The sequence below is a fragment of the Sphingosinicella sp. BN140058 genome (assembly GCF_004135585.1).
Lineage (GTDB): Bacteria > Pseudomonadota > Alphaproteobacteria > Sphingomonadales > Sphingomonadaceae > Allosphingosinicella.
On the sequence record NZ_CP035501.1, the window covers coordinates 154,787 to 174,128 of the forward strand.

Here is a 19,342-nt window from a genome sequence, read left to right on the forward strand (position 1 = left end):
CCCCGCCGAACTCATTCGCCGCCGCGCATCTCGGGCATGTAGCGCTCGTCGACGAGATCCGAGAAGCGCGTGATCTTGGCTTCGAACTTCAGGGTGACGGTGCCGGTGGCGCCGTGGCGCTGCTTGGCGATGATCACTTCGGCGCGGCCATGGACTTCCTCCATCGCCCGCTGCCATTCCTCGAACGCGGCGACCGAATTGGCGTCGTCGCCGGCCGCCGCCGATGCTTCCTTGGGCTTGGTGAAGTTGACGTAATATTCCTCGCGATAGACGAACAGCACGATGTCGGCGTCCTGTTCGATCGATCCGGATTCACGAAGATCGGACAGCTGCGGGCGCTTGTTCTCGCGGCTTTCGACCTGGCGGCTGAGCTGCGACAGCGCCATCACCGGAACGTTCAGTTCCTTGGCCAGGGTCTTGAGGCCGCGCGAGATTTCCGAAATCTCCTGCACTCGGTTGCCGTCCGACGATTTGCCGGAGCCGGTCAGCAGCTGGAGATAGTCGACGACGATGAAGCCGATGTTGCGCTGGCGCTTCAGCCGGCGCGCGCGGGTGCGCAAAGCGGCGATGGTGAGGCCGGGCGTGTCGTCGATATAGAGCGGCAGGCTCTCCAGCTCGGCGGCGGCGCGGGCGAGCTGGCGGAAATCCTGCTGGCTGATCTTGCCCATGCGCAGGCTCTCGCCGCTGATGCCCGAATTCTCCGCAAGGATACGCGTCGCCAGCTGGTCGGCCGACATTTCGAGGCTGAAAAAGGCGACCGGCGCGCCCACCGACTTGGCCGGCTCGATCCCGTCCTCCATGTCCTGGACGTAGCGGCGAGCGGCGTTGAACGCGATGTTGGTGGCGAGCGAGGTCTTGCCCATGCCGGGACGTCCAGCGAGGATGATGAGATCGCTGTGATGCATGCCGCCGGTGCGGGCGTTGAAGCTGTCGAGGCCGGTGGTGACGCCGGACAGGCCGCCGCCGGTGTTGAGCGCCTTTTCCGCAAGCTGCACCGCCATTCGGGTCGCTTCGGCGAAGCTCTTCACCTGGCCTTCGTTGCCGCCCTCCTCGGCGACCCGGTAGAGCGCCGATTCGGCCTGCTCGATCTGGCCCTTGGGGTCGACGTCCTCGCTGGTGTCGAGCGCATTCTCGACCATCTCGCGGCCGACCCCGATCAGCGCGCGCAAAAGAGCGAGTTCGTAAATCTGCTCGGCGAAATCGCGCGCGCCGATGATCGCCGCGCCGCTGCCGGTGAGCTGGGCGAGATAGGACGGGCCGCCGAGCTCCTTCATCTCCTCGTCCGCCTCGAACAAGGGGCGCAGCGTGACCGGCGATGCGATCATGTTGCGGTCGATCAGCTTCAATATCTGCTCGTAGATGCGGGCGTGCAGCGGCTCGTAGAAATGATCCGGACGAAGCTTCATCTGGATGTCTTCGGCGAGCCGGTTGTCGATCATGAGCGCGCCGAGCAGAGCCGCCTCGGCCTCGATATTGTGCGGGAGAGTCGTTGCTTCCGGTGCGGGCGCATCCGCAAGCCTGATGATGTTGTCAGCCATGCCCCCCTCTCCTCCTTTCCGGGCCCGGGCTCAAGCCAGCAAGTCTGTGGAACGCATGTGGATAAGCGCCGCCGCCCTCGCTAACAGGGCGCATGGCCGACCCGCGGATCATCGACATCGAACTGGACGAGCGCACGATCATCCGGCGCAGCGACGATATCGAGCGCGAGCGCCAGATCGCGATCTTCGACCTGCTCGAAGGCAATCGCTTCCAGCCCGCGGGCCTCGACGGCCCATTCCGCATTCTCCTCCGCATCGAGGAAGGCCGCCTCGCCATCGACGTCAAGGATGCGGGCGGCGCGGCGCTGGACACGATCCGGCTCGGCCTCGCCCGGTTCAAGCGCCCGGTGCGCGACTATTTCGCGATCTGCGAGAGCTATTTCAAAGCGGTGCGCTCCGATTCGGCCAAGGGCATCGAAACCATCGACATGGCTCGGCGAAGCATCCACAACGAGGCCGCCGAGCTCCTCCAGGAGTGCCTCAAGGACAAGATCGAGATGGATTTCGACACCGCCCGGCGCCTGTTCACCCTGATCTGCGTCCTCCATATCAAGTGAGCGCGTCGCGGCTGATCGGGCTGGCGGCCGGCATCGGCCTGCTCCTCGCCCTCGGCCTCTTTCTCTATGCCTCGAGCTGGCATCCGTCGAACCGCGCCTTCCCGATCCAGGGCGTCGACGTGTCGCACCACCAGGGCCGGATCGACTGGAAGCGGATCAAGCGCCAGGGCGTCGATTTCGCCTATCTGAAGGCGACCGAGGGCGCCGACCATCGCGACACGATGTTCACCGCCAATCTGAAGGCCAGCGCCGCCGCCGGCATCCCGCGCGGCGCCTATCATTTCTTTACCCTGTGCCGCTCGGGTGCCGATCAGGCGGCGAACTTCATCGCGGCCGTGCCCCGCAACCGCCGCCTGCTGCCGCCGGCCGTCGATCTCGAGTTCGGCGGCAATTGCGGCGCCCGTCCCGATCGGGTGGCGCTGCTGCGCGAGCTCGACATCTTCCTGAAGCGGGTCGAGGCCCATGCCGGCAAGCAAGCGATTCTCTACATCACCCGCGAGTTCGACGCCGCCTACCGCGTCAGCGAAGCCATCGATCGTCCGCTCTGGCTGCGCCGTCTCGCCCGCCGTCCCGATTACGGCGCGCGGCCGTGGGCATTGTGGCAGGCGTCCAACGTCCGGCGGCTTCGCGGGATCGGCGGACGGGTCGACTGGAACGTCGTCGCGCCCGGCTGCGACTTCCTGGCGCGCCGCGAGGCTTGCCCGCCGCCGCGGGACGGGCAAAGGTCGCCGACATGAAGACGCAACTCCCCTTCCTTCTCGCCGCCGCGACGTGCGCCGGCGGCTGCGCCGCCGATCCGCCGCCCTTCGCGCCGGTCGCGAACGTCGCCTATTCCGCAGTCGGCGCCGATCCGTTCTGGATGGTGACGATCGGCGACCACCGCATCGTGCTAACCCTCGGCCCGGCCGAAGGCGGCAAGGGCCTGGTCAGCCATGACTATCCCCGCGTGCTGCCGCGGGAAACCGAGACGACGACATTCTGGCAATCCGGCGAAGGGACCGACGTGATCAGCATCGAAGCGCGTAAAGAGAGTTGTGAGGCGGGCGGCCGCCGGTTCGAGGACCAGGTCCGGGTCACCTTGAGCGGCCGCATGCTCCAGGGCTGCGGCGGGCGCCTGCTCGCCGGAGGGCGCCGCTGATGTCGATCATGTCGGACAAGTGGATCCGCAGCCAGGCGCTCGGCAACGGCATGATCGAGCCGTTCGTCGACGGCCAGAAGCGCGAGGGCACGATCAGCTTCGGCCTCTCCTCCTACGGCTATGACGCCCGCGTCGCCGACGAGTTCAAGATCTTCACCAATGTCGACAACGCCCTCGTCGACCCCAAGGATTTCGCCTCGAACAGCTTCGTCGACCGCAAGACCGACGTCTGCATCATCCCGCCGAACAGCTTCGCCCTCGCCCGTACCGTCGAATATTTCCGGGTGCCGCGCGACGTGCTCGTCATCTGCCTCGGCAAATCGACCTACGCCCGCTGCGGGATCATCGTCAACGTCACCCCGCTCGAGCCCGGCTGGGAAGGCCACGTCACCCTCGAATTCTCGAACACCACGCCGCTGCCCGCCAAAATTTACGCCAACGAAGGCGCGTGCCAGTTCCTGTTCCTGCAGGGCAACGAACCCTGCGAAGTCAGCTACGCCGACCGCGCCGGCAAATATATGGGCCAGCGCGGCGTGACACTGCCCAAGCTGTAAGTATTCCTGTCCTCCCTGTCCGCGAAGCGGATGGGGAGGGGAACCAGCCGAAGGCTGGTGGAGGGGCCACTGCCTGCGTCTGGCGCACTAACGTGTGAGGGCGGTCATCGTAGTCGGCCCCTCCACCATGCTGCGCATGGTCCCCCTCCCCATCGCCTGCGGCGACAGGGAGGATGAGATTGCCCCCCTCCCAAACGCCGACAGGGCCCAGCCCTTCCAGGCCGAACCCTGCTCGCCCACGCGCCCCTGTCCGGCGCCGCGCGCTCACTTCTGCGTGTCTTCGAACTTCTTCCATTCGGCCTTGGTGAGGCAGAGCCGCGTCGACTTCATCCGACTGGTAGTGTCGTTGAAGGTCTTGCAGGTCTTCTTCTCGGCCTTGGCCGAAGCACCCGTGGTCATCGAGCTCTGCGCGCTCTGATCGCCGTCCTGGGCGGCCTTTGCGGCGGCCGGCGCGGCGGCGGCGATCATCGACAGGCTCGCAAATGCGGCAATCAGGACATCCCGTTTCATGGCCTTCAACTCCTCGGTAAGTGGCCATGTCTTTCTACGCCCCCACCGCCGCGAGCACCCGCCCGCCGGCAGACCCGGCCCCCGCGTTGGTCGAACGCCCTGCCGTTCGTCGACGAAATCTGCATTTCGCCGGAAAGTGAGGAGTCGCCCAGATCCTCCCCGAGCTCTGCTCGGGAGGGGGGTGGAGGCGGGTCGGCGAGCCGGGGGCTCGCCGAGAGCCGGAACCGGCTGCGCAGCAGCCGTCGCCGCCGGAGGCGGTGGTGGAGGGGGTTCCGAGACCCACGGGGCATTAGAGGGTTAGCGAGTTGTGGCCCTCCGATCCCCCCAGCCTGCGGCTGATCGCCGGTCCACAGCGGGTTCGGGCTCTCGGAACGCTCCCAGCTTTCCCTCCTTCCCGAGCTTGCTCGGGTAGATGCGCCTATCGCCCCTGGTGGCGGATGTTGCCGGGTCGGCCGCGCTTGCCTTGCGGCCGGGGCGGTCCCTTGCCGTCCTTGCCGCTCTTGCCGGGCTTGGCCGAGCGCTTGCCGTCGCGTCGGATCGTCCGCCGGCCGCGGTCGCCGCGGTCCACAAGGCCGGCGCTGCCGCCGGGCAGCTCGAAGCGCAGCCCGCCCGACACGGGGTTCGCCTCGACCAGCCGCAGCTTCAGCCTCTGCCCCGACGCGAACGCATGTCCGCTCTCCTCGCCGACCAGGGTCTGGCTCGCTTCCTCGTAGCGATAATATTCGGTGCCGAGCGTCGACACCGGCACCAGCCCGTCGCCGCCGAGCCCTTCCACCGTCGCGAAGAAGCCGAACGGCTGCACCCCGGTGATCCGGCAGTCGACGAGATCGCCGACCCGCTCCGACAGATAGGCGGCGACGTAGCGGTCGAGCGTCTCGCGCTCCGCCTCCATCGCGCGGCGTTCCAATTGCGAGATCAATTCGCCGGTGACGTCCATCGCCTCCAGATCGGCATCGGTCAGCCCGGTCTCGCGCACGTCCGGCCCGAGCCCGTAGGCGCGCACCAGCGAGCGGTGGACAATGAGATCGGCATAGCGCCGGATCGGGCTGGTGAAATGCGCATAGGAGCCGAGCGCGAGGCCGAAATGGCCGTGATTCTCCGGCCCGTAATAGGCCTGGGTCTGAGTGCGCAGGATCTGCTCCATCACCTGCGGCTTGAAATCGGACTCGCCGACCCGAGAGAGGATGTGATTGAAGGTCGACGGCTTGATCACCTGCCCCAATGCGAACTCGATCTCGAACGTCTTCAGATAATCCTTGAGCGCGACCAGCTTCTCGCGGCTCGGCGGCTCGTGATCGCGGTACATGACCGGCGCCTTCTTCGCCTCCAGCGCCTTGGCCGCGGCGACATTGGCCGCGATCATGTAGTCCTCGATGAGCTTGTGCGCGTCGAGCCGCTCGCGCGGCGCCACCGACAGGATCCGCCCCTTCTCGTCGAGCACCACCCGCCGCTCCGGCAGATCGAGATCGAGCGGCGCCCTCTTCTCCCGCGCCTTGTACATCGCCCGCCAGCACGCCCAGAGCGGCTTCAAGGTCGACTCGACCAGCGCCGGCGCGACCGGGGGCTCGTCGACGATCTCCGGCATCGAACAGGGCGAGGACGCGACTTCGACCGTCTCGGCGTCGTCCGCGGACGCGGACGATCGCCCCTCCGCCAAATCGATCGCCGCCTGCGCATCTTCGTAAGCGATGTTGGCCGCGATCCGCACCCGTGCCCGCGCGAAGCGCCACGACTTGATCTCGCCCGCCTTCGAAATCCGCAGGTGGCAGACCAGGCTCGCCCGGTCCTCGCCTTCCTTCAGCGAGCAGACGTGCGCGGACAATGTCTCGGGCAGCATCGGCACCACCCGGTCCGGGAAATAGACGCTGTTGCCGCGCTTGCGCGCTTCCTTGTCGAGCGCCGATCCCGGCCGCACGTAGAAGCTGACGTCGGCGATCGCGACGATCGCCTTCCAGCCGCCCTCGTTGCCGGGCTCGTCGTCCGCCGTCGCCCACACCGCATCGTCATGGTCCCGCGCATCCGCCGGATCGATCGCGACGATCGGGATGTGGGTGAGGTCTTCTCGCAATCCTCCCCGAGCTCGCTCGGGGAGGGGGGTGGAGGCGGGTCGGCGAGCCGGGGGCTCGCCGAGAGCCGGAACCGGCTGCGCAGCAGCCGTCGCGCCGCCGGCGGACGGTGGAGGGGCTGCGCCCGACTCGTCGGTCTTCGCTGGCGATTCATCTCCCGACTCACTGCCAGCCCCTCCACCCCTCGGCTTCGCCGAGCGGTCCCCCTCCCCGTTCCGGGGAGGACTTAGAGGCAGCCCCGCCATCCGTTCCGCTTCCTCCACCACCCGGTCGGAGAATTCGTGCGGGATGCCGTGCTTGTGGATGGCGATCAGGCTGAAGCTGCGCGGCGCGAACGGATCGCCCAGGATGTCGGACACGCGCGCGCTGATCCGCGGCGGCCGGCCGGTGCGCTCGGCCAGCACCAGGTCGCCCGGCTGCGCCTCACCCAATTCGGAGATGGGCAGTTCGCGCCGCTCCTTCTTCTCCACCGGCCGCAGCCAGTGGCGGTCGCCTTCCAGGTGGACGACGCCGAGGATGAGGTCCTCGCCCTTGGCGAGCTTCTTCATCGGGTGGGCGGCATAGCCGTTGCCGCGCGCTTCCGTGCGGGCCAGGATGCGGTCGCCGATGCCGAGCGCACCCGATCCGCCTTTGCCCTTGCGCTCGAGCACCCGGATCGCCGGCATCGGCGCCTCGGACTCCCAGCGCTCCGGCACCGCCCAGACCTGCCCGCTGTCGTCGACGTCCCTGACCCGCAGCACGGTGACCTTGGGGATGCCGCCGGCCTGGTGGAAGGCGCGGCCGGGCGAGCCTTCGATCAGCCCTTCGTCGGCCATGTCGCGCAGCAGGATCTTCAGCGCCTGCTTGTCGGCGCCGGAAAGCCCGAACGCGCGTGCCAGTTCGCGCTTGCCGGCGGGCTGGTCGCTGGTGGCGATGAAATCGAGGATCTGCTCCCGGCTGGGGAGGCCGTGCTGCCGGTTCTTAGCCATTCACTTCCGTCTTCTTGGGCGCACTCAGGGCTGCGCCGGGGGCTCATAGGGGCGGAACGCACCACCCGGCACCGCGGATGCAACCGGCGATTCATGGCCGTCGGCGGTCAGGGACGACACGCCGAACACGAAATCGTCGACGCGCACCCCCTTCAGCACCGCCCGCAGCCGCGCCGGCACGGCCGGGCCCTTGTCTTCGTTGGTTCCGACGACGAGATCGAGCCCGTTTTTCGGGTCGACCCGCAAGCTCCTGCTCCAATTGGCCTCGTCGGTCGCGCGCCAGCGGATCACATAGGCGTCCGCGCCTTTCACCGGCTCCCAGGTCAGGGTGGTGTTGGTCGACACCCCGCCCTCGGCGACCGGCGCCGGCGGCGGCGGCGCGCTCGCCAGCGCGGCCAGCGCGGCGACGTTCAGCTGCACGACCTTGCGCAGGTACGGAAAGTCCATCTTGTCGATCGTGTCGCCATACTCGACGCCGTTCTCGACGCGCAGATCCTGGTGCTGCCAATTGTAATTCTCGATCGCGACCGTGATCCGCACCGCCGGGAAGCCGAGATTGAGGAATTCGGTATGGTCGCCGCCGCGGCCGAAGCGGTCGTTGCGCCACACCTGGCGGACGTCGAGGCCGAGGCTGAGATCGTCGGCGAGCCCGTCCAGCCAGCGCGAGATGTTGCGCGACGGCGCGTCATTCTCGCCGCCAAGGCTCCGCATCGGCGCCCGCAGCGCCTCCCCGCCCTGCCAGCGCGGCCCTTCCGAGAACACCCGGACATGGGCGGCGTCGCACACGCCATCCGAGCTGCAGCTGTTGCCGATGATGTCGTTGTTCAGATTGGCGATGACTTCCCAGCCCTGCGCCTTGGCATAGTCGGCGAGGACCTTGCCGCCGTACAGCCCCTGCTCCTCGCCGGCGAGCGCCGCATAGACGATCGTGTAGGGAAATTTGTGGCGCGACAGCACCCGCGCCGCCTCGATCACCGCGGCGGTGCCGGAGCCGTCGTCATTCGCGCCCGGTGCGTCCTTGGTCACGTCCATCACGTCGCTGACCCGGCTGTCGATATGGCCGGTGATGATCACGACCCGGTTGGGATCCACGGTCCCGCGCTGGATCGCGATCGCATCGGCGATCTTCGTCGGGTTCGGCACCCGCCGCCCGGTGAACACCTGCGACGGCATCTCGGTGACGAGGCAGCCACCGCACGCTCTCGCGTAGCGCTTGAACTCGTCGATCACCCATCTCTGCGCGGCGCCGATCCCGCGCTTCGGATCGGTCTGCGACGACAAGGTGTGGCGCGTGCCGAAGCTCACCAGTGTCTCGACAATCGCCCGCAGCCGCGCCTCGTCGACCTGGTCCGCAATCGCCCGCGGCGGCGGCGTTGGGGCAGCGACTGCAGCGGTGGGGAGGAAGGCAGCGGCGGCAAGGAGCAGGGCGGGCAGCTTCATCAGGGTGCTGTGCGCCGTGAGTGCGCGACGTGCAAGGGCGAAGGCGTCGTGCTTCGCGGTTTCTGCGGGTTCGCTTCCTCACTGTCGCCGTAGGGGATGGTTAGAGGAACCGCGCAACGCGCGGCAGAAGTACGATCAGCGCCATCGTGCCGCCTAATTGAGCTATTACCACCCGGGATACGACATCCGCGCCGCGGGTGTTCGGCGCTGCGGCACGACGCCGGGTTTCTCGACGACGCGCGGCAGCGCTTGGGCGTACCGGTAAGGGAACACGGCGACTTCGGCGAGGGTGAGTGGCGTCACGCAAGATAGCATACATCGATACACCGTCACCAAAACCTGAGACTTGTGTGCGGGGTCTATCGAGTTCGGCTGACTTCTATGTCGCTTATGGCCGCCGTGACGCTCGTCACGCGCAGGCGGTGATATCGCGATGTACTTGCAAGACGACGAATGATCGTCGCAGCAGAGGAGAAACTTCATGAGCTTCCCCCGAACACGGCTCCACCCACCGGACCAGGCCTCCCCTAAACCGGTCGACGGCACGCTCGCATGAAAAAGAGTTTGCCAGTTCTGCGCCGGATCTGACTTAGCAGTTCGATCGAGCACAATTGCCAAGCCTCATCGAGGCGACCTGTGACGCCGCTCGCCTTACGGCGGGCGGCGTTATCGTCAGGAACGGATTAGAGGCCTGGATCAACATCTGACCTCGGAAAACAGCGCACACTCCGAGCACAGAAACAACTTCCTTAAGAAGTGTCTGATAAAATTGGGATAAACATCGCTCATCACGGACTACCACGTCCGGCAAGCATGCTACGGACATCATTGAGAAGATTCCGGTACTTCCTCAGATTGTAGCTTTCCCGGCTACGAAGGACCGCAGCCTGCTGCACCATTTCCTCAAGCCGCTCGCCAGCATGAACAAGCCATTGATAGGATTGACGATCCTCAATCACCTTAGCAAACTGTATAGCCTGATCGCTGTACCTCAATAGGTGATACGATCTTCGTTTATCTTTTTCGATACACGTCTGAAGGACTTCCATACTCTCTCGAATGCCGTCGAGCGCCGTCCCATCGTCGGGATCACGCTTCACCACGTCTATGTTCGCTTCAAAAAGTATCCTGGCGTGGGTGTTGCGAATCGAGTACACGCGGCCCCTCGTCTTTGACATCGCAGTATCGATCCAAGAGAATGCATCGGTAAAGCTTTTCATTTTAGACAGATAAATCGCACCATGTTGGTAGTCGTATGCGTTGTCAGTCGACTTAACCAAGCGCTCATAAAATTTCAAACCATCGCCAACTCGCGGATAGGCACGCCGGGCGAAGTCATTATCATATGCGTAGCGCCTAAAGGTCGGATAGTCCACGATGACTCGTGGCGGGACCGCCGCATGAAACCGCTCATAGACCCTGGCGAACGCTCGCCCGGGGCACTCCTTGAGAGCAATCCTTGCCAAAGCACCAGATCGCACCGAGAAGTAGTCCTGATGAGGGTCGTCAACGAGGTCAACTTCAGCAAGGAAGCTTCCTATCCGCTCGGTTATCTCATAAACATCTCCGTAAACCTTTTTTGCGTTGTCAATGAACATGTAGATCATATCAAATGAAACAATGCTACGACATCTTGCCACGTAGCATGCCATGATATAGACGGAGAAAGCCTCAGGGTCCCTCGATTCAAACTCAGCAAGCTTCGCCCGAAATCTAGTTGTAAGCCCCTCATCAAAGACGTGACGACGAAAAGACTCGAACAAGCCTATCTCGCCTGCATCCGCTTCAACCTCCGAGACATCATCGACATGCCATCTCCTAACCTCAGCCGGAATCGAATCAATGATGCTCTGCAGATCCTGAGCCGCGATTTCTGAACTCGATATGACGTCGATCTTCCCTGCCATTAGCCTTAAAGACACAGAGTCGAAGTACAGGCTGTCTTCCGCACAAACTATCTGAGCATTTATCTCTTCCACTAGCCTTTCTACAGACTCACGTGAGTCTAGAAGGTTATCCACAAACACAAGCACTCTGTCACCAACTGGAGCATGTTCAGATATAATCTGGTTTGCCGTCGGCTCAGTAAGTCTGTCAAAGTATAGCACTGTTCTGTCACTAGCCAGCTCTGCTGCTACCTGTTTTAATATAGTCGTCTTCCCAGAAAGGGGTAGCCCAACGACAGCCACATGACGACCTGAGAAAATTGAATTCTTCACAGCAGAATTCGTGCGTCGATGAACGACTTGGCTGGAAAAGGCATCTGACCACTCCGGCTCAGCCCCGAGAAAAAAGTTCCTTATAGGACGTTGAGCCACTTGCGCGACCAGAGGAACCTCACCCGTGAAATGCACCGCACGCCCGCCCGAAATTGCGACGCGCGATATATCCTGACCTCCGATGAAATCGAGGAACTGCTCAATTTCGCCAAAAAAGACATGAAAACCTAAGCTTGCGTACAAAGCCGATGTTGCCTCGTCTTCGCGCCTGAGCAAGATCCACCTATTAACCTGAGCACGGCCGGAGGAGCCGTGCAACGCTTGAAGCACACCCGCATCTCGCATGCCATACCCGAGGAAAACGGTCGGCCTTGCCTGAAGCTCCCGCTGGAAGACGTACCAAGTCTCACGATCTGACGCAAAAGCAGACGACATCTGGCCGCCGGTAAAAAGGAAGTCTGAGTCTTCATGTTTTATGCTGCCGTGCAACGGTATATACTGCACCACCGAAGCTGGTTTACGCGGGGCTCCATACAGGTATACATCGTGCAAAACTCGCGACTCCAAATTACCGCGGCCGTCAAATATGTAGAACGGCAGATCGTCTATGTTTGTGGTGTACAAGTACTCGACGTTTAGCCTACGCAATGAATCATACTTCGTGTCGTACTCGGACACGGTATAAGTCTTTACAAGAAAGTCCCGAAGAGCGTCTCGCCTATCGGCCAATAGTATGGCATATAGACTTGGCAGATCAAGAGCAGAATATGTATCTAATTTGAATTCAGCAATCAGCTTCCCTTTTAGACTGTCCCCAACTGGCAATGTGTCCCCTTGGCTATTCTTGGCTAACGTGGAGAATCCCGCCCCCAGGAAGAGGTTAATCCCCTTACGAACATCAGCATTAAATAATCCCGCTTCAGGTATTTTAATCATACCACCCCTCCAGACAGTCAGCCCCGAGCTTAACCTTGCTCTCCTGCGTTTTGCAAGCAAGCAAAAAAGTCGCAACGGGTCACCTTAGTGGCGGCATTTCAGCGTCACCACCCATTGCCGCGAAGCGCCCGATGAGCCAGAAGGCAATGAATTACGGTGCCACTCCACTAATTAGACGCCTTTCGCCGCCATCCCCCCCCTCCTATCGCTCGCCACCCTGAAGGATCATTCCCCCGCCGCCGCTCGCTCCACTGCGGCGATGTCGATCCTCTTAACCGTGATCAATGCCTCTCACTTCGATTGGCGCGAACGCCCGGAATCCCCGAGAAAGCGGTTACACCCCGTTCCGACGCGAAGGCGCGAAGATCGCGTAGGCTCCACGATCCACGCCAGCGGCTATCCTCTTCGCGCCATCGCGTCCTTCGCGCCTTAGCGTCCAATCTGCTGCCAACCTGCCGCTCGCCGACGATGGCGAGAGTGTTGAAAATCCCGTTGGCACTCCATGAGCAGCTGTTCGCCGCCAAAGCCTGCGCCGCGCCCCATGGGCAAAGGATCATTCGCCACCGTGGCCGCCGATCCCTGTTACGGTTTCGGTTCCTCCCACCGCGCACAGATCTCGCTCGTATCCGGGCCGGCATCTCGAGGCATGCGCGTCCCGGTGCAGCGCCGCAGTCGGCCGAACATATCGATCGCCAAGGCACGAAATGCGGTGGCGGCCCGTTCGTAATCGGGGGCGGCTGTCGCAAATTCCTGGCTGTAGGCGGCGTTTCGCGCCTTCGAGAAACAATGCGGATCTCCTGCCGACGCGCCGCTCGCCGCCGCGGGCGAGGAGGTTGCAAGGCCCAGTGCCAGTCCATCGAGACGAGCGATTATCATTGCGCGGCAGCGCATCTCCGGCGTGAATCAACTCTGCTGGAGCAGCATTCAGCGGCTATTCCGATCGTCGCGGCTGATACACGTTCGCGCCTCGGAGGCGATGATAGCTCCAGGTCTTTTCGATAAACACCTGCCCCTTGGGGCGCCGTCCCACGCGCCACGTGAATGTTCCCGACACGTCCATATGGAAGGACTCGGAGTGAGAGTCGTACAGACTGAAAATCTCTCGGTCGAAACGCGCCGTTTCTGGATCTTTCGGCCCGCGCGCATCCGTCGTCACCCAGTCCAGATCGGCCACTTCTCTCGGACAGCTCGGATCGATGAGCGAGCTATGTTCCAGCATGTCGGTCGAGTAGACTGCCGAAACGCGCACGCGGCGCCCATCCATCGCGGGACCCGCTCGCACCAACGCACAGAGCGACGTTTCCAAGTCACGCGGAACTTCCATCGGACTGGCGCAGGCTGCGGCGGCAAGCGCCGGCAACAGGGTTGCTTTCAATTGACTGCCTCCACGCATACGCCAACGCGGCGAGCACGTTCCTCTTAACAATGTTCCGCTAGCGGTGGGCGACAGTTCCGATCCTGGCCAATTTGCATCGGCGCTCTTGTTGTTGAGCCCTCCTCCCGCGCCCCGAGCGGGAGGATTGTAATCAATCCCCCGCCGCCGCCCGCTCCAGCGCCGCGATGTCGATCTTCTTCATCATCATCATCGCCTCGAAGATGCGCCGGGCACGCTCCGGCTCGCCGTTCATCGCCTCGGCGAGCAGGCGGGGGGTGATCTGCCAGGAGACGCCCCAGTGGTCCTTGCACCAGCCGCACATGCTCTCCTTGCCGCCATTGCCGACGATCGCATCCCAGTAGCGGTCGGTCTCCGCCTGGTCCTCGGTGATCACCTGGAAGGAAAAGGCTTCGCTCTGCTGGAAGTGCGGTCCGCCGTTGAGGCCGAGGCAGCGTATGCCGAGCACGGTGAAGTCGACGGTCAGCGGCTCGCCCGCCTTGGCCGACGGATTGTCGGCGGGCGAGAGATGGACCTTGCCGACCGACGAGTTGGGAAAGGTCTCGGCGTAGAAACGCGCCGCCTGCTCGGCATCCTTCTCGTACCACAGACAGATCAGGGCTTCCGTCGTCATTGCGATCCTCCTTTGGGCCCGACGAAGCCGAGCGCGGCGCCGCCCGGATCGTCCACGTTGAGGGCGAACTCGCCGCCCGGAATCTCCTGCAGATCGACGGTGATCCGGCCCCCGGTCTCGGCGGCGGCGGCGCGCGCCGCCTCGATGTCGGCGACGCCGAAGATCGGCAGCCAGTAAGATGGGCCCTCCCGTACCGGATTGACCGCGCCGAGCGCGATGCCGTCATGCTCGACGAACTGATAGTCGCCCGCCTCGCCCATCGGCATGGCCATGCCCCGGGTCCAGCCGAGCAAGGCCTCGTAGAAGGCAAGCGCGCCGGCGGCGTCGGTGGTGTTGAGCTCGTTCCAGCGGCAATGGCCCGCCTTCACCGGATCGAACGCGTCGCTCTTCGCGTCCGGCTGCCCGGGCGGCGGCGTCGGCGCCATCAGGTAGAAAGGCGCGCCCTGCGGGTCGCCCAGCATCGCCATCCGGCCGACCCCCTCCAGGCTGACGGGCGGCATCTGCACGCTGCCGCCCAGCCGCTCGACCTCGGCCGCCGCCGCGTCGACATCCTCGACATCGAAATAGGGGATCCAGCGCGTCCGCGCGCCGCAGGCCTGCATCTCCGCCGACAGGGTCAGCACCCCGCCCGCGGAACTGCCGTCGGCCCGGGCGATCTGGCCATAATGCACGCCGTTCGGCATTGCCTCGCCCTGCGGCGGCACCGTCCAGCCGAGCGTTGCGCGGTAGAAGCCGGCCACGGCGGCCGGATCGGAGGTCATCAGTTCGTACCAGATCGGCATGCCTGCCATCGTCACCCTCCGTTTCGAGCAAAGGTTTGAGCCGCAACCCCGCAGGCGGCGCGACTCGGTGCTTGTGACTCGTGACGCAAGTGCTTACATAAAGCAACAGCGAAGTTACTAAAGGAAACGACTCGGTGGACGAACCCGCCAGGATCGAGAAGGACCAGATCGAGCAAGCCGGGACCAGCGAGACCGGGATCGCGCCCGCCGGCATCGCGCACGGCAAATGGTATGGCGATGCCTGCGGCACCGCCTTCGCGATGGAGCTGGTCGGCGAGCGCTGGTCGCTGCTGATCCTGCGCGAGCTGATGCTCGGCGGCCGGCGCTTCTCGGACCTGCGCGCCGCGCTGCCCGGCCTCTCCGCCAAGGTGCTGACCGAGCGTCTCGCGAGCCTCGAGGCGGTCGGCGCGCTGGGCCGCCGCAAGCTGCCGCCGCCGGCCGCCAGCCAGGTCTACGAGCTCACCGACTGGGGCTATGCGGCAGAGCCGGCGATCCAGGAGCTCGGCCGCTGGGCCGCGCGCTCGTCGGCGCACAATCCGCAGCTGCCGCTGTCCCCGGTCAGCTTCATGCTCAGCCTGCGCACGATGATCGATCCGGTCGCGGCGGCAGCGCTCGATGTCGACGCGGGCTTCACCCTCGCCGGCGAGAGCTTCCTCGCCGCGCTGAAGAACGGCGCCATGCCGGTCCGCCGCACCGATCGGCCGGAGGGCGACGTCCGCTTCGAGGCCGACGTTGCCTTGCCGCTGCTGCGCCTGTTCTACGGCAAGCAGCCGCTCGCCGAAGCCGAACGCGCCGGCGGCGTCCGCATCCACGGCGACCGCGCCCTCGCCGAACGTTTCATCGCCCTGTTCGCGCTGCCGCCGAAGCTCGCCTGAACCGGCGCAGCCTGGCCGAACCGAGGCCCGGAATACCTTCTTCTCTCGCCTGCGGGTTCTTGCGGGGACCGGCAGCCGGAACGCTTCCGCTCGACCCTCCGCCGAGGGGCTCAGAGGGGGGTCGCGAGGCGTTGCAGGTCCTGCTCCCGGAACCGCACGGCGCGAGACCTGCGGATCTCGGGGGGTGCGATTGCATTCCGGATGGTACCTGCTTGCGTCCTGGTCCGGCCCCCTCTAGCCCCCGCCCCGCCGGATATCGCCAAGCAGAGCCTTTGCGAGCGCTCCGGCCGAGCGAGGGGGTATTGCAGAGATGATCATCGGCTTCGTCGCCGGCACCGCGCTGGCGCTGCAGGCGCAGCCGCTGCCGAACATCGTCATCGCGCCGGAGCTTCAAGCGACCGATTGCGGAAACCCCGAGGCGCGCACACAGCTGCTCCAGCAGGGCGACGCAGCGCTCGCCGGTCTCGAGCCTTTGATGCAGGCAACGAACCAGATCGAGGCACGGATGGATGCGCGCGGCGCGCGGCTGATCGCGCTCGGCAAGTGGACCGACGCCGATCGCAAGCGCTTCGGCGAGCGACTGCTGTCCGATCCGGCCTTCGCCGCCCACGTCGCGAAGACGCAGCAATTCTCCACCTCGTTGATGGAGACGCTCGAGGCCGGCTTTGCGCCGCCGCAGGACGACGAGCGAAGTTGCCGGGCGATCCTGAACATGCTCGATCAGATCAGCCGGAACTCCGCCGTCGTCAGCGAAGGCTGGCAGCTGATCGATCGCGCTTACAGCGAAGAAGAGCGCCGGCTCGACGTTGCGCCGGCCGCGCAGCCGATCCCCTGACTCGATGACTTTGCGCGGAGGCGCCTGATCGCACCCGCAACGGCTGCGGTGGGCGCGGCCCTTCCGCGCCGCACGCCGCCTCTCGGGCGCCTTCTCACAGGATCATGTCGTAGAGGCCGATCACCGGATGGTTGTCGAAGGCGATCGTCATGTCGGCTCTCGCGTCGCCGTTGAAGTCCATGGCGATGTAGCTATTGTCGCCACCTTGGTAGACGCGTGCTTCGCCGGCATGGCCGGTAAAGGCCTGGTAGCCGATCCAGTTGAACGCCTGGTTTCCGGCGCGATTGCTGTTGGCGTCGATGTCCGACAGATCGATCTTGTCGACGTCGTGCTGGAAGTCCTTGACCCAGTCCTGCGCCTTGGCACCCTGTTCGAAGATGAACCTGTCGTAGCCGTTGCCGCCGTACAGGATGTCGTTGCCGGTTCCGCCCTTCAGATAGTCGTTGCCGTTACCGCCGCGAAGCGTGTCGTCACCGGCACCGCCGACCAGCTGATCGTTGCCGCGGCCACCGAAGATCAGGTCATCGCCGCCATTTCCGGTGATGAGGTCGCTGGTGTCCGATCCCTCCAGACGATCGGCGCGCGCAGTTCCGACGATGATAGGCAAAGTCTCTCTCCTGTAGCCTCGACTGCGTCGCCAACGACCCGCGGCTGGAGGCGTTCCTGACCTGGATCAGGTTCAACTCAGCTTGTCGCCCCGCAGGAACATGCGAGCCCGATCGGGCATCCACGTCTATCCCCCAAACGCCGGCCGGGCGGCGGCAGGCGGGTACGACCGTCGGTTGGTCGCTCTCTTCTTCGGCGGCAAGTCAGCCCTGTCTGGCGAGTGCTACAGCACAGCGCCTCACCTTCGGCTTGGCAGGGCGGTGGGCCTGCATCGGGACCGTGGCCGTCCCTGCCTCACCTCGAAGGGACCCACCCTAAGACTGGACGGATAGGTAGCGCCTCAGCATAAGCTGCGATGCACGCCGGGGGCGGCGTGTCGGGGAGAATGGAATGAAGGCGATCCGGGTCGAGCAGCGTCCGCAGCATGGCTGGGGCGCGACATTCGCGCTGGAGCCCCGGTTCGCACCGATGGTGGAGAGGCTCGAGCGACTTGCGACGAGGGATCCGCGCAGTCACGCCCGACGCGTCCTTACGGCCGGACTGCTCGGCTACGGGGTGCTGGGGGCGACCCTGCTGCTGCCGCTGGCCCTGTGCGCCGGCATCATCATCTTCCTCGTCGCACATCCGGGGGCGACGGTGATCGGGATCAAGCTGCTCGTCCCCACCGGCGCCGTCGGCCTAAGCGTGATCCTCGCCTTGCGCGTCGACTGGCCAGGGCCGGAGGGATTCGCGGTGACGCAGTCCGAAGCCCCTGAGCTGTACCGGCGGATCGACCGCGTGCGCGACGCCGTTAAGGGACCACGCATCCACGACGTTCGGATCACCGAGGCCATGAACGCGGCGATCACCCAATATGCCCGCTTCCTGTTCCTGCCGTCCCGAAACGTGCTGCTGCTCGGTTTGCCCCTGCTTCAGGCGCTGGAGGCGCGCGAGGTCGATGCGGTGATCGCGCACGAAATGGGACATTTTGCCGGACGCCATGGCCGCACCGCGGCCTTCATCTACCACGTCCGCACCCGCTGGATGCAACTTGCCGAGCGACTGCCGACCGGCATCGTCGCAGCCGGCTTGCGGCGGTTCTTCGCCTGGTACGGCCCCTGGTTCGCAGCCTACAGTTTCGTTCTCGCTCGCCGGCAGGAGTACGAGGCCGATGCACGGGCGGCGGCGATCGTCGGACCCGAGACGATGTCCAATGCGCTTGTCCGACTGGAATGCCAGACGGCACGCTGGCACAGCGGGTGGTCGCTGATCTGGAGCCAGGCCGTCGAACGGCCCGATCCGCCAGCCTCACCCTATCGCCTCCTGGCAACGACGGCACTCGGCGAAGAAGATGAATCCGCGGCGAATACGCTGGCACGGGCACTCGCCGAGAACCCGGATCTGGACGATACGCATCCTTCCCTTGCCCAGCGTCTCGCCGCTCTTGGCGAAACGCCGCGGCTGCCGCCGCCGATCGTGTTCCCGGCCGCCGATGCCCTGCTCGGCTCGGCGCTTCCCGACATTGTCGATCGGCTGGATGCGGCGTGGCACGCCGTCGCGGCGCCGGCGTGGGCGGAGGACTACCAGGCGCACGTAGACATGCGTGCCGAACGCGCCGCTCTCGAGGCGCGGGCAGCCGAGGAGGCTCTCGACGAGAACTCGCACCACCGTCTCGCCGACCTGATCGAGGCAATCGACGGGCCGCGATCCGGCGCCGAGGCCTTTGCAGCGCTCCTGGCGCGCTTTCCCGATGCACAGGGCGCCAGGTTCCGTTACGGTGACGCCCTGCTCGACGCGGGCGACGAAGCGGGTATCGAGCCGCTGCTCCAAGCGGCCGCGGCGGAGCCGGCGCTCCATGGGCTCGCACTCGGTCGGATCGTGCGCTACGCGCATGCGCAGGGGCGCGCCGACCTGATTGAGGCGTTCGCGCCGCGTTTCGAGGCTGCGGTGGAAGCGGATGAAAAGACGCGCCGTGAATCGTCCGTGATCGACGAGAGCGTCGAACTTCATCCTCTCGACGAGCAGAGACGCGATGAACTCGTCGCGCACGTATCGGAGGTTTCCGGAATCGCCTGGTTGCGGGCAGGCCAGCGCAACCTCGCGGCGGGGCCGCAGATCATCTTCGTTTTCAAGGCTGCCCCTCATCATACAGCCAACGAAGTCCTCGACGCGCTGATCGAGGCCATTCTGCCGAGCGGCGACGTGCTCGGGATAGAACATAGCCGGTCCCGGAGATGGCTGACCAGCCGGCTGCAGCAGCTGCCGAACAACGTCATTCGCGCGTAGACTCGCCCAGCGCTCACGCCGGCCATCCTCACGGAAGTTTCGGCACG

At 64.9% G+C, this 19,342-nt stretch carries 16 protein-coding genes; 7 read left to right on the forward strand and 9 right to left on the reverse strand.

Annotated elements, in window-relative coordinates; all coding sequences use genetic code 11:
• Nucleotides 1–11: 11 nt before the first annotated feature.
• Nucleotides 12–1,538 (reverse strand): replicative DNA helicase, encoded by a 1,527-nt coding sequence (locus tag ETR14_RS00680; RefSeq protein ID WP_129382898.1) that lies wholly within the window; start codon nucleotides 1,536–1,538, stop codon nucleotides 12–14.
• A 92-nt stretch (nucleotides 1,539–1,630) separates the two neighbouring features.
• On the opposite strand from ETR14_RS00680, the gene ETR14_RS00685 reads away from it, so the two are divergent.
• The 4 genes from ETR14_RS00685 to dcd are packed head-to-tail and all read left to right on the forward strand — an operon-like array spanning nucleotide 1,631 to nucleotide 3,787.
• On the forward strand, nucleotides 1,631–2,095 hold the full coding sequence (locus tag ETR14_RS00685; RefSeq protein ID WP_129382899.1) for a UPF0262 family protein: 465 nt from the start codon (nucleotides 1,631–1,633) through the stop codon (nucleotides 2,093–2,095).
• Nucleotides 2,092–2,832, forward strand: coding sequence for a GH25 family lysozyme (locus tag ETR14_RS00690; RefSeq protein WP_243455702.1), 741 nt, complete (start codon nucleotides 2,092–2,094; stop codon nucleotides 2,830–2,832). Before ETR14_RS00685 ends, ETR14_RS00690 begins: the two co-directional genes overlap by 4 nt.
• Nucleotides 2,829–3,233 (forward strand): hypothetical protein, encoded by a 405-nt coding sequence (locus tag ETR14_RS00695; protein ID WP_129382900.1) that lies wholly within the window; start codon nucleotides 2,829–2,831, stop codon nucleotides 3,231–3,233. The genes ETR14_RS00690 and ETR14_RS00695 overlap by 4 nt, the downstream gene beginning before the upstream one ends.
• Nucleotides 3,233–3,787, forward strand: a complete 555-nt coding sequence (gene dcd / locus ETR14_RS00700) for a dCTP deaminase (protein ID WP_129382901.1) — start codon at nucleotides 3,233–3,235, stop codon at nucleotides 3,785–3,787. Before ETR14_RS00695 ends, dcd begins: the two co-directional genes overlap by 1 nt.
• A 264-nt stretch (nucleotides 3,788–4,051) precedes the next feature.
• On the opposite strand, the gene ETR14_RS00705 is transcribed toward dcd, so the two are convergent.
• The 7 genes from ETR14_RS00705 to ETR14_RS00740 all read right to left on the reverse strand — a co-directional run bounded on the left by ETR14_RS00705 (nucleotide 4,052) and on the right by ETR14_RS00740 (nucleotide 14,723).
• The gene (locus tag ETR14_RS00705; protein ID WP_129382902.1) at nucleotides 4,052–4,297 is read right to left on the reverse strand and encodes a hypothetical protein; all 246 of its coding nucleotides are present in this window, start codon (nucleotides 4,295–4,297) and stop codon (nucleotides 4,052–4,054) included.
• Nucleotides 4,298–4,715: 418 nt separating this feature from the next.
• On the reverse strand, nucleotides 4,716–7,331 hold the full coding sequence (locus ETR14_RS29000; RefSeq protein WP_243455703.1) for a ribonuclease R family protein: 2,616 nt from the start codon (nucleotides 7,329–7,331) through the stop codon (nucleotides 4,716–4,718).
• Nucleotides 7,332–7,355: 24 nt separating this feature from the next.
• Nucleotides 7,356–8,771 (reverse strand): M28 family peptidase, encoded by a 1,416-nt coding sequence (locus tag ETR14_RS00720; RefSeq protein WP_129382903.1) that lies wholly within the window; start codon nucleotides 8,769–8,771, stop codon nucleotides 7,356–7,358.
• Nucleotides 8,772–9,559: 788 nt separating this feature from the next.
• Nucleotides 9,560–11,926, reverse strand: coding sequence for an SIR2 family protein (locus ETR14_RS00725; protein WP_129382904.1), 2,367 nt, complete (start codon nucleotides 11,924–11,926; stop codon nucleotides 9,560–9,562).
• 931 nt (nucleotides 11,927–12,857) lie between these two features.
• Nucleotides 12,858–13,301: a hypothetical protein gene (locus tag ETR14_RS00730; RefSeq protein WP_129382905.1), complete on the reverse strand. Its 444-nt coding sequence runs from the start codon at nucleotides 13,299–13,301 to the stop codon at nucleotides 12,858–12,860.
• 151 nt (nucleotides 13,302–13,452) lie between these two features.
• Nucleotides 13,453–13,932 (reverse strand): VOC family protein, encoded by a 480-nt coding sequence (locus tag ETR14_RS00735; protein WP_129382906.1) that lies wholly within the window; start codon nucleotides 13,930–13,932, stop codon nucleotides 13,453–13,455.
• The gene (locus tag ETR14_RS00740; RefSeq protein WP_129382907.1) at nucleotides 13,929–14,723 is read right to left on the reverse strand and encodes a VOC family protein; all 795 of its coding nucleotides are present in this window, start codon (nucleotides 14,721–14,723) and stop codon (nucleotides 13,929–13,931) included. The genes ETR14_RS00735 and ETR14_RS00740 overlap by 4 nt, the downstream gene beginning before the upstream one ends.
• 125 nt (nucleotides 14,724–14,848) lie before the next feature.
• Between ETR14_RS00740 and ETR14_RS00745 the strand changes: the two genes are divergently transcribed.
• A complete protein-coding gene (locus ETR14_RS00745) occupies nucleotides 14,849–15,589 on the forward strand; it encodes a winged helix-turn-helix transcriptional regulator (RefSeq protein WP_371416733.1) in 741 nt (246 codons plus the stop codon).
• Between the two features lie 310 nt (nucleotides 15,590–15,899).
• On the forward strand, nucleotides 15,900–16,424 hold the full coding sequence (locus ETR14_RS00750) for a hypothetical protein (RefSeq protein ID WP_129382908.1): 525 nt from the start codon (nucleotides 15,900–15,902) through the stop codon (nucleotides 16,422–16,424).
• Between the two features lie 94 nt (nucleotides 16,425–16,518).
• Here ETR14_RS00750 and ETR14_RS00755 read toward each other — a convergent pair whose 3' ends face one another.
• On the reverse strand, nucleotides 16,519–17,031 hold the full coding sequence (locus ETR14_RS00755; RefSeq protein ID WP_129382909.1) for a M10 family metallopeptidase C-terminal domain-containing protein: 513 nt from the start codon (nucleotides 17,029–17,031) through the stop codon (nucleotides 16,519–16,521).
• Between the two features lie 389 nt (nucleotides 17,032–17,420).
• On the opposite strand from ETR14_RS00755, the gene ETR14_RS00760 reads away from it, so the two are divergent.
• Nucleotides 17,421–19,295 (forward strand): M48 family metalloprotease, encoded by a 1,875-nt coding sequence (locus ETR14_RS00760; RefSeq protein ID WP_129382910.1) that lies wholly within the window; start codon nucleotides 17,421–17,423, stop codon nucleotides 19,293–19,295.
• Nucleotides 19,296–19,342: the final 47 nt, after the last annotated feature.

Bases quoted from the DNA above. Each gene is read 5' to 3' on its own strand.
- ETR14_RS00735 (WP_129382906.1), bottom strand. From the start codon at position 13,932: ATGACGACGGAAGCCCTGATCTGTCTGTGGTACGAGAAGGATGCCGAG.
- ETR14_RS00760 (WP_129382910.1), top strand. From the start codon at position 17,421: ATGAAGGCGATCCGGGTCGAGCAGCGTCCGCAGCATGGCTGGGGCGCG.
- ETR14_RS00725 (WP_129382904.1), bottom strand. From the start codon at position 11,926: ATGATTAAAATACCTGAAGCGGGATTATTTAATGCTGATGTTCGTAAG.
- ETR14_RS00685 (WP_129382899.1), top strand. From the start codon at position 1,631: ATGGCCGACCCGCGGATCATCGACATCGAACTGGACGAGCGCACGATC.
- dcd (WP_129382901.1), top strand. From the start codon at position 3,233: ATGTCGATCATGTCGGACAAGTGGATCCGCAGCCAGGCGCTCGGCAAC.
- ETR14_RS00705 (WP_129382902.1), bottom strand. From the start codon at position 4,297: ATGAAACGGGATGTCCTGATTGCCGCATTTGCGAGCCTGTCGATGATC.
- ETR14_RS00720 (WP_129382903.1), bottom strand. From the start codon at position 8,771: ATGAAGCTGCCCGCCCTGCTCCTTGCCGCCGCTGCCTTCCTCCCCACC.
- ETR14_RS00695 (WP_129382900.1), top strand. From the start codon at position 2,829: ATGAAGACGCAACTCCCCTTCCTTCTCGCCGCCGCGACGTGCGCCGGC.
- ETR14_RS00740 (WP_129382907.1), bottom strand. From the start codon at position 14,723: ATGGCAGGCATGCCGATCTGGTACGAACTGATGACCTCCGATCCGGCC.
- ETR14_RS00680 (WP_129382898.1), bottom strand. From the start codon at position 1,538: ATGGCTGACAACATCATCAGGCTTGCGGATGCGCCCGCACCGGAAGCA.
- ETR14_RS29000 (WP_243455703.1), bottom strand. From the start codon at position 7,331: ATGGCTAAGAACCGGCAGCACGGCCTCCCCAGCCGGGAGCAGATCCTC.
- ETR14_RS00750 (WP_129382908.1), top strand. From the start codon at position 15,900: ATGATCATCGGCTTCGTCGCCGGCACCGCGCTGGCGCTGCAGGCGCAG.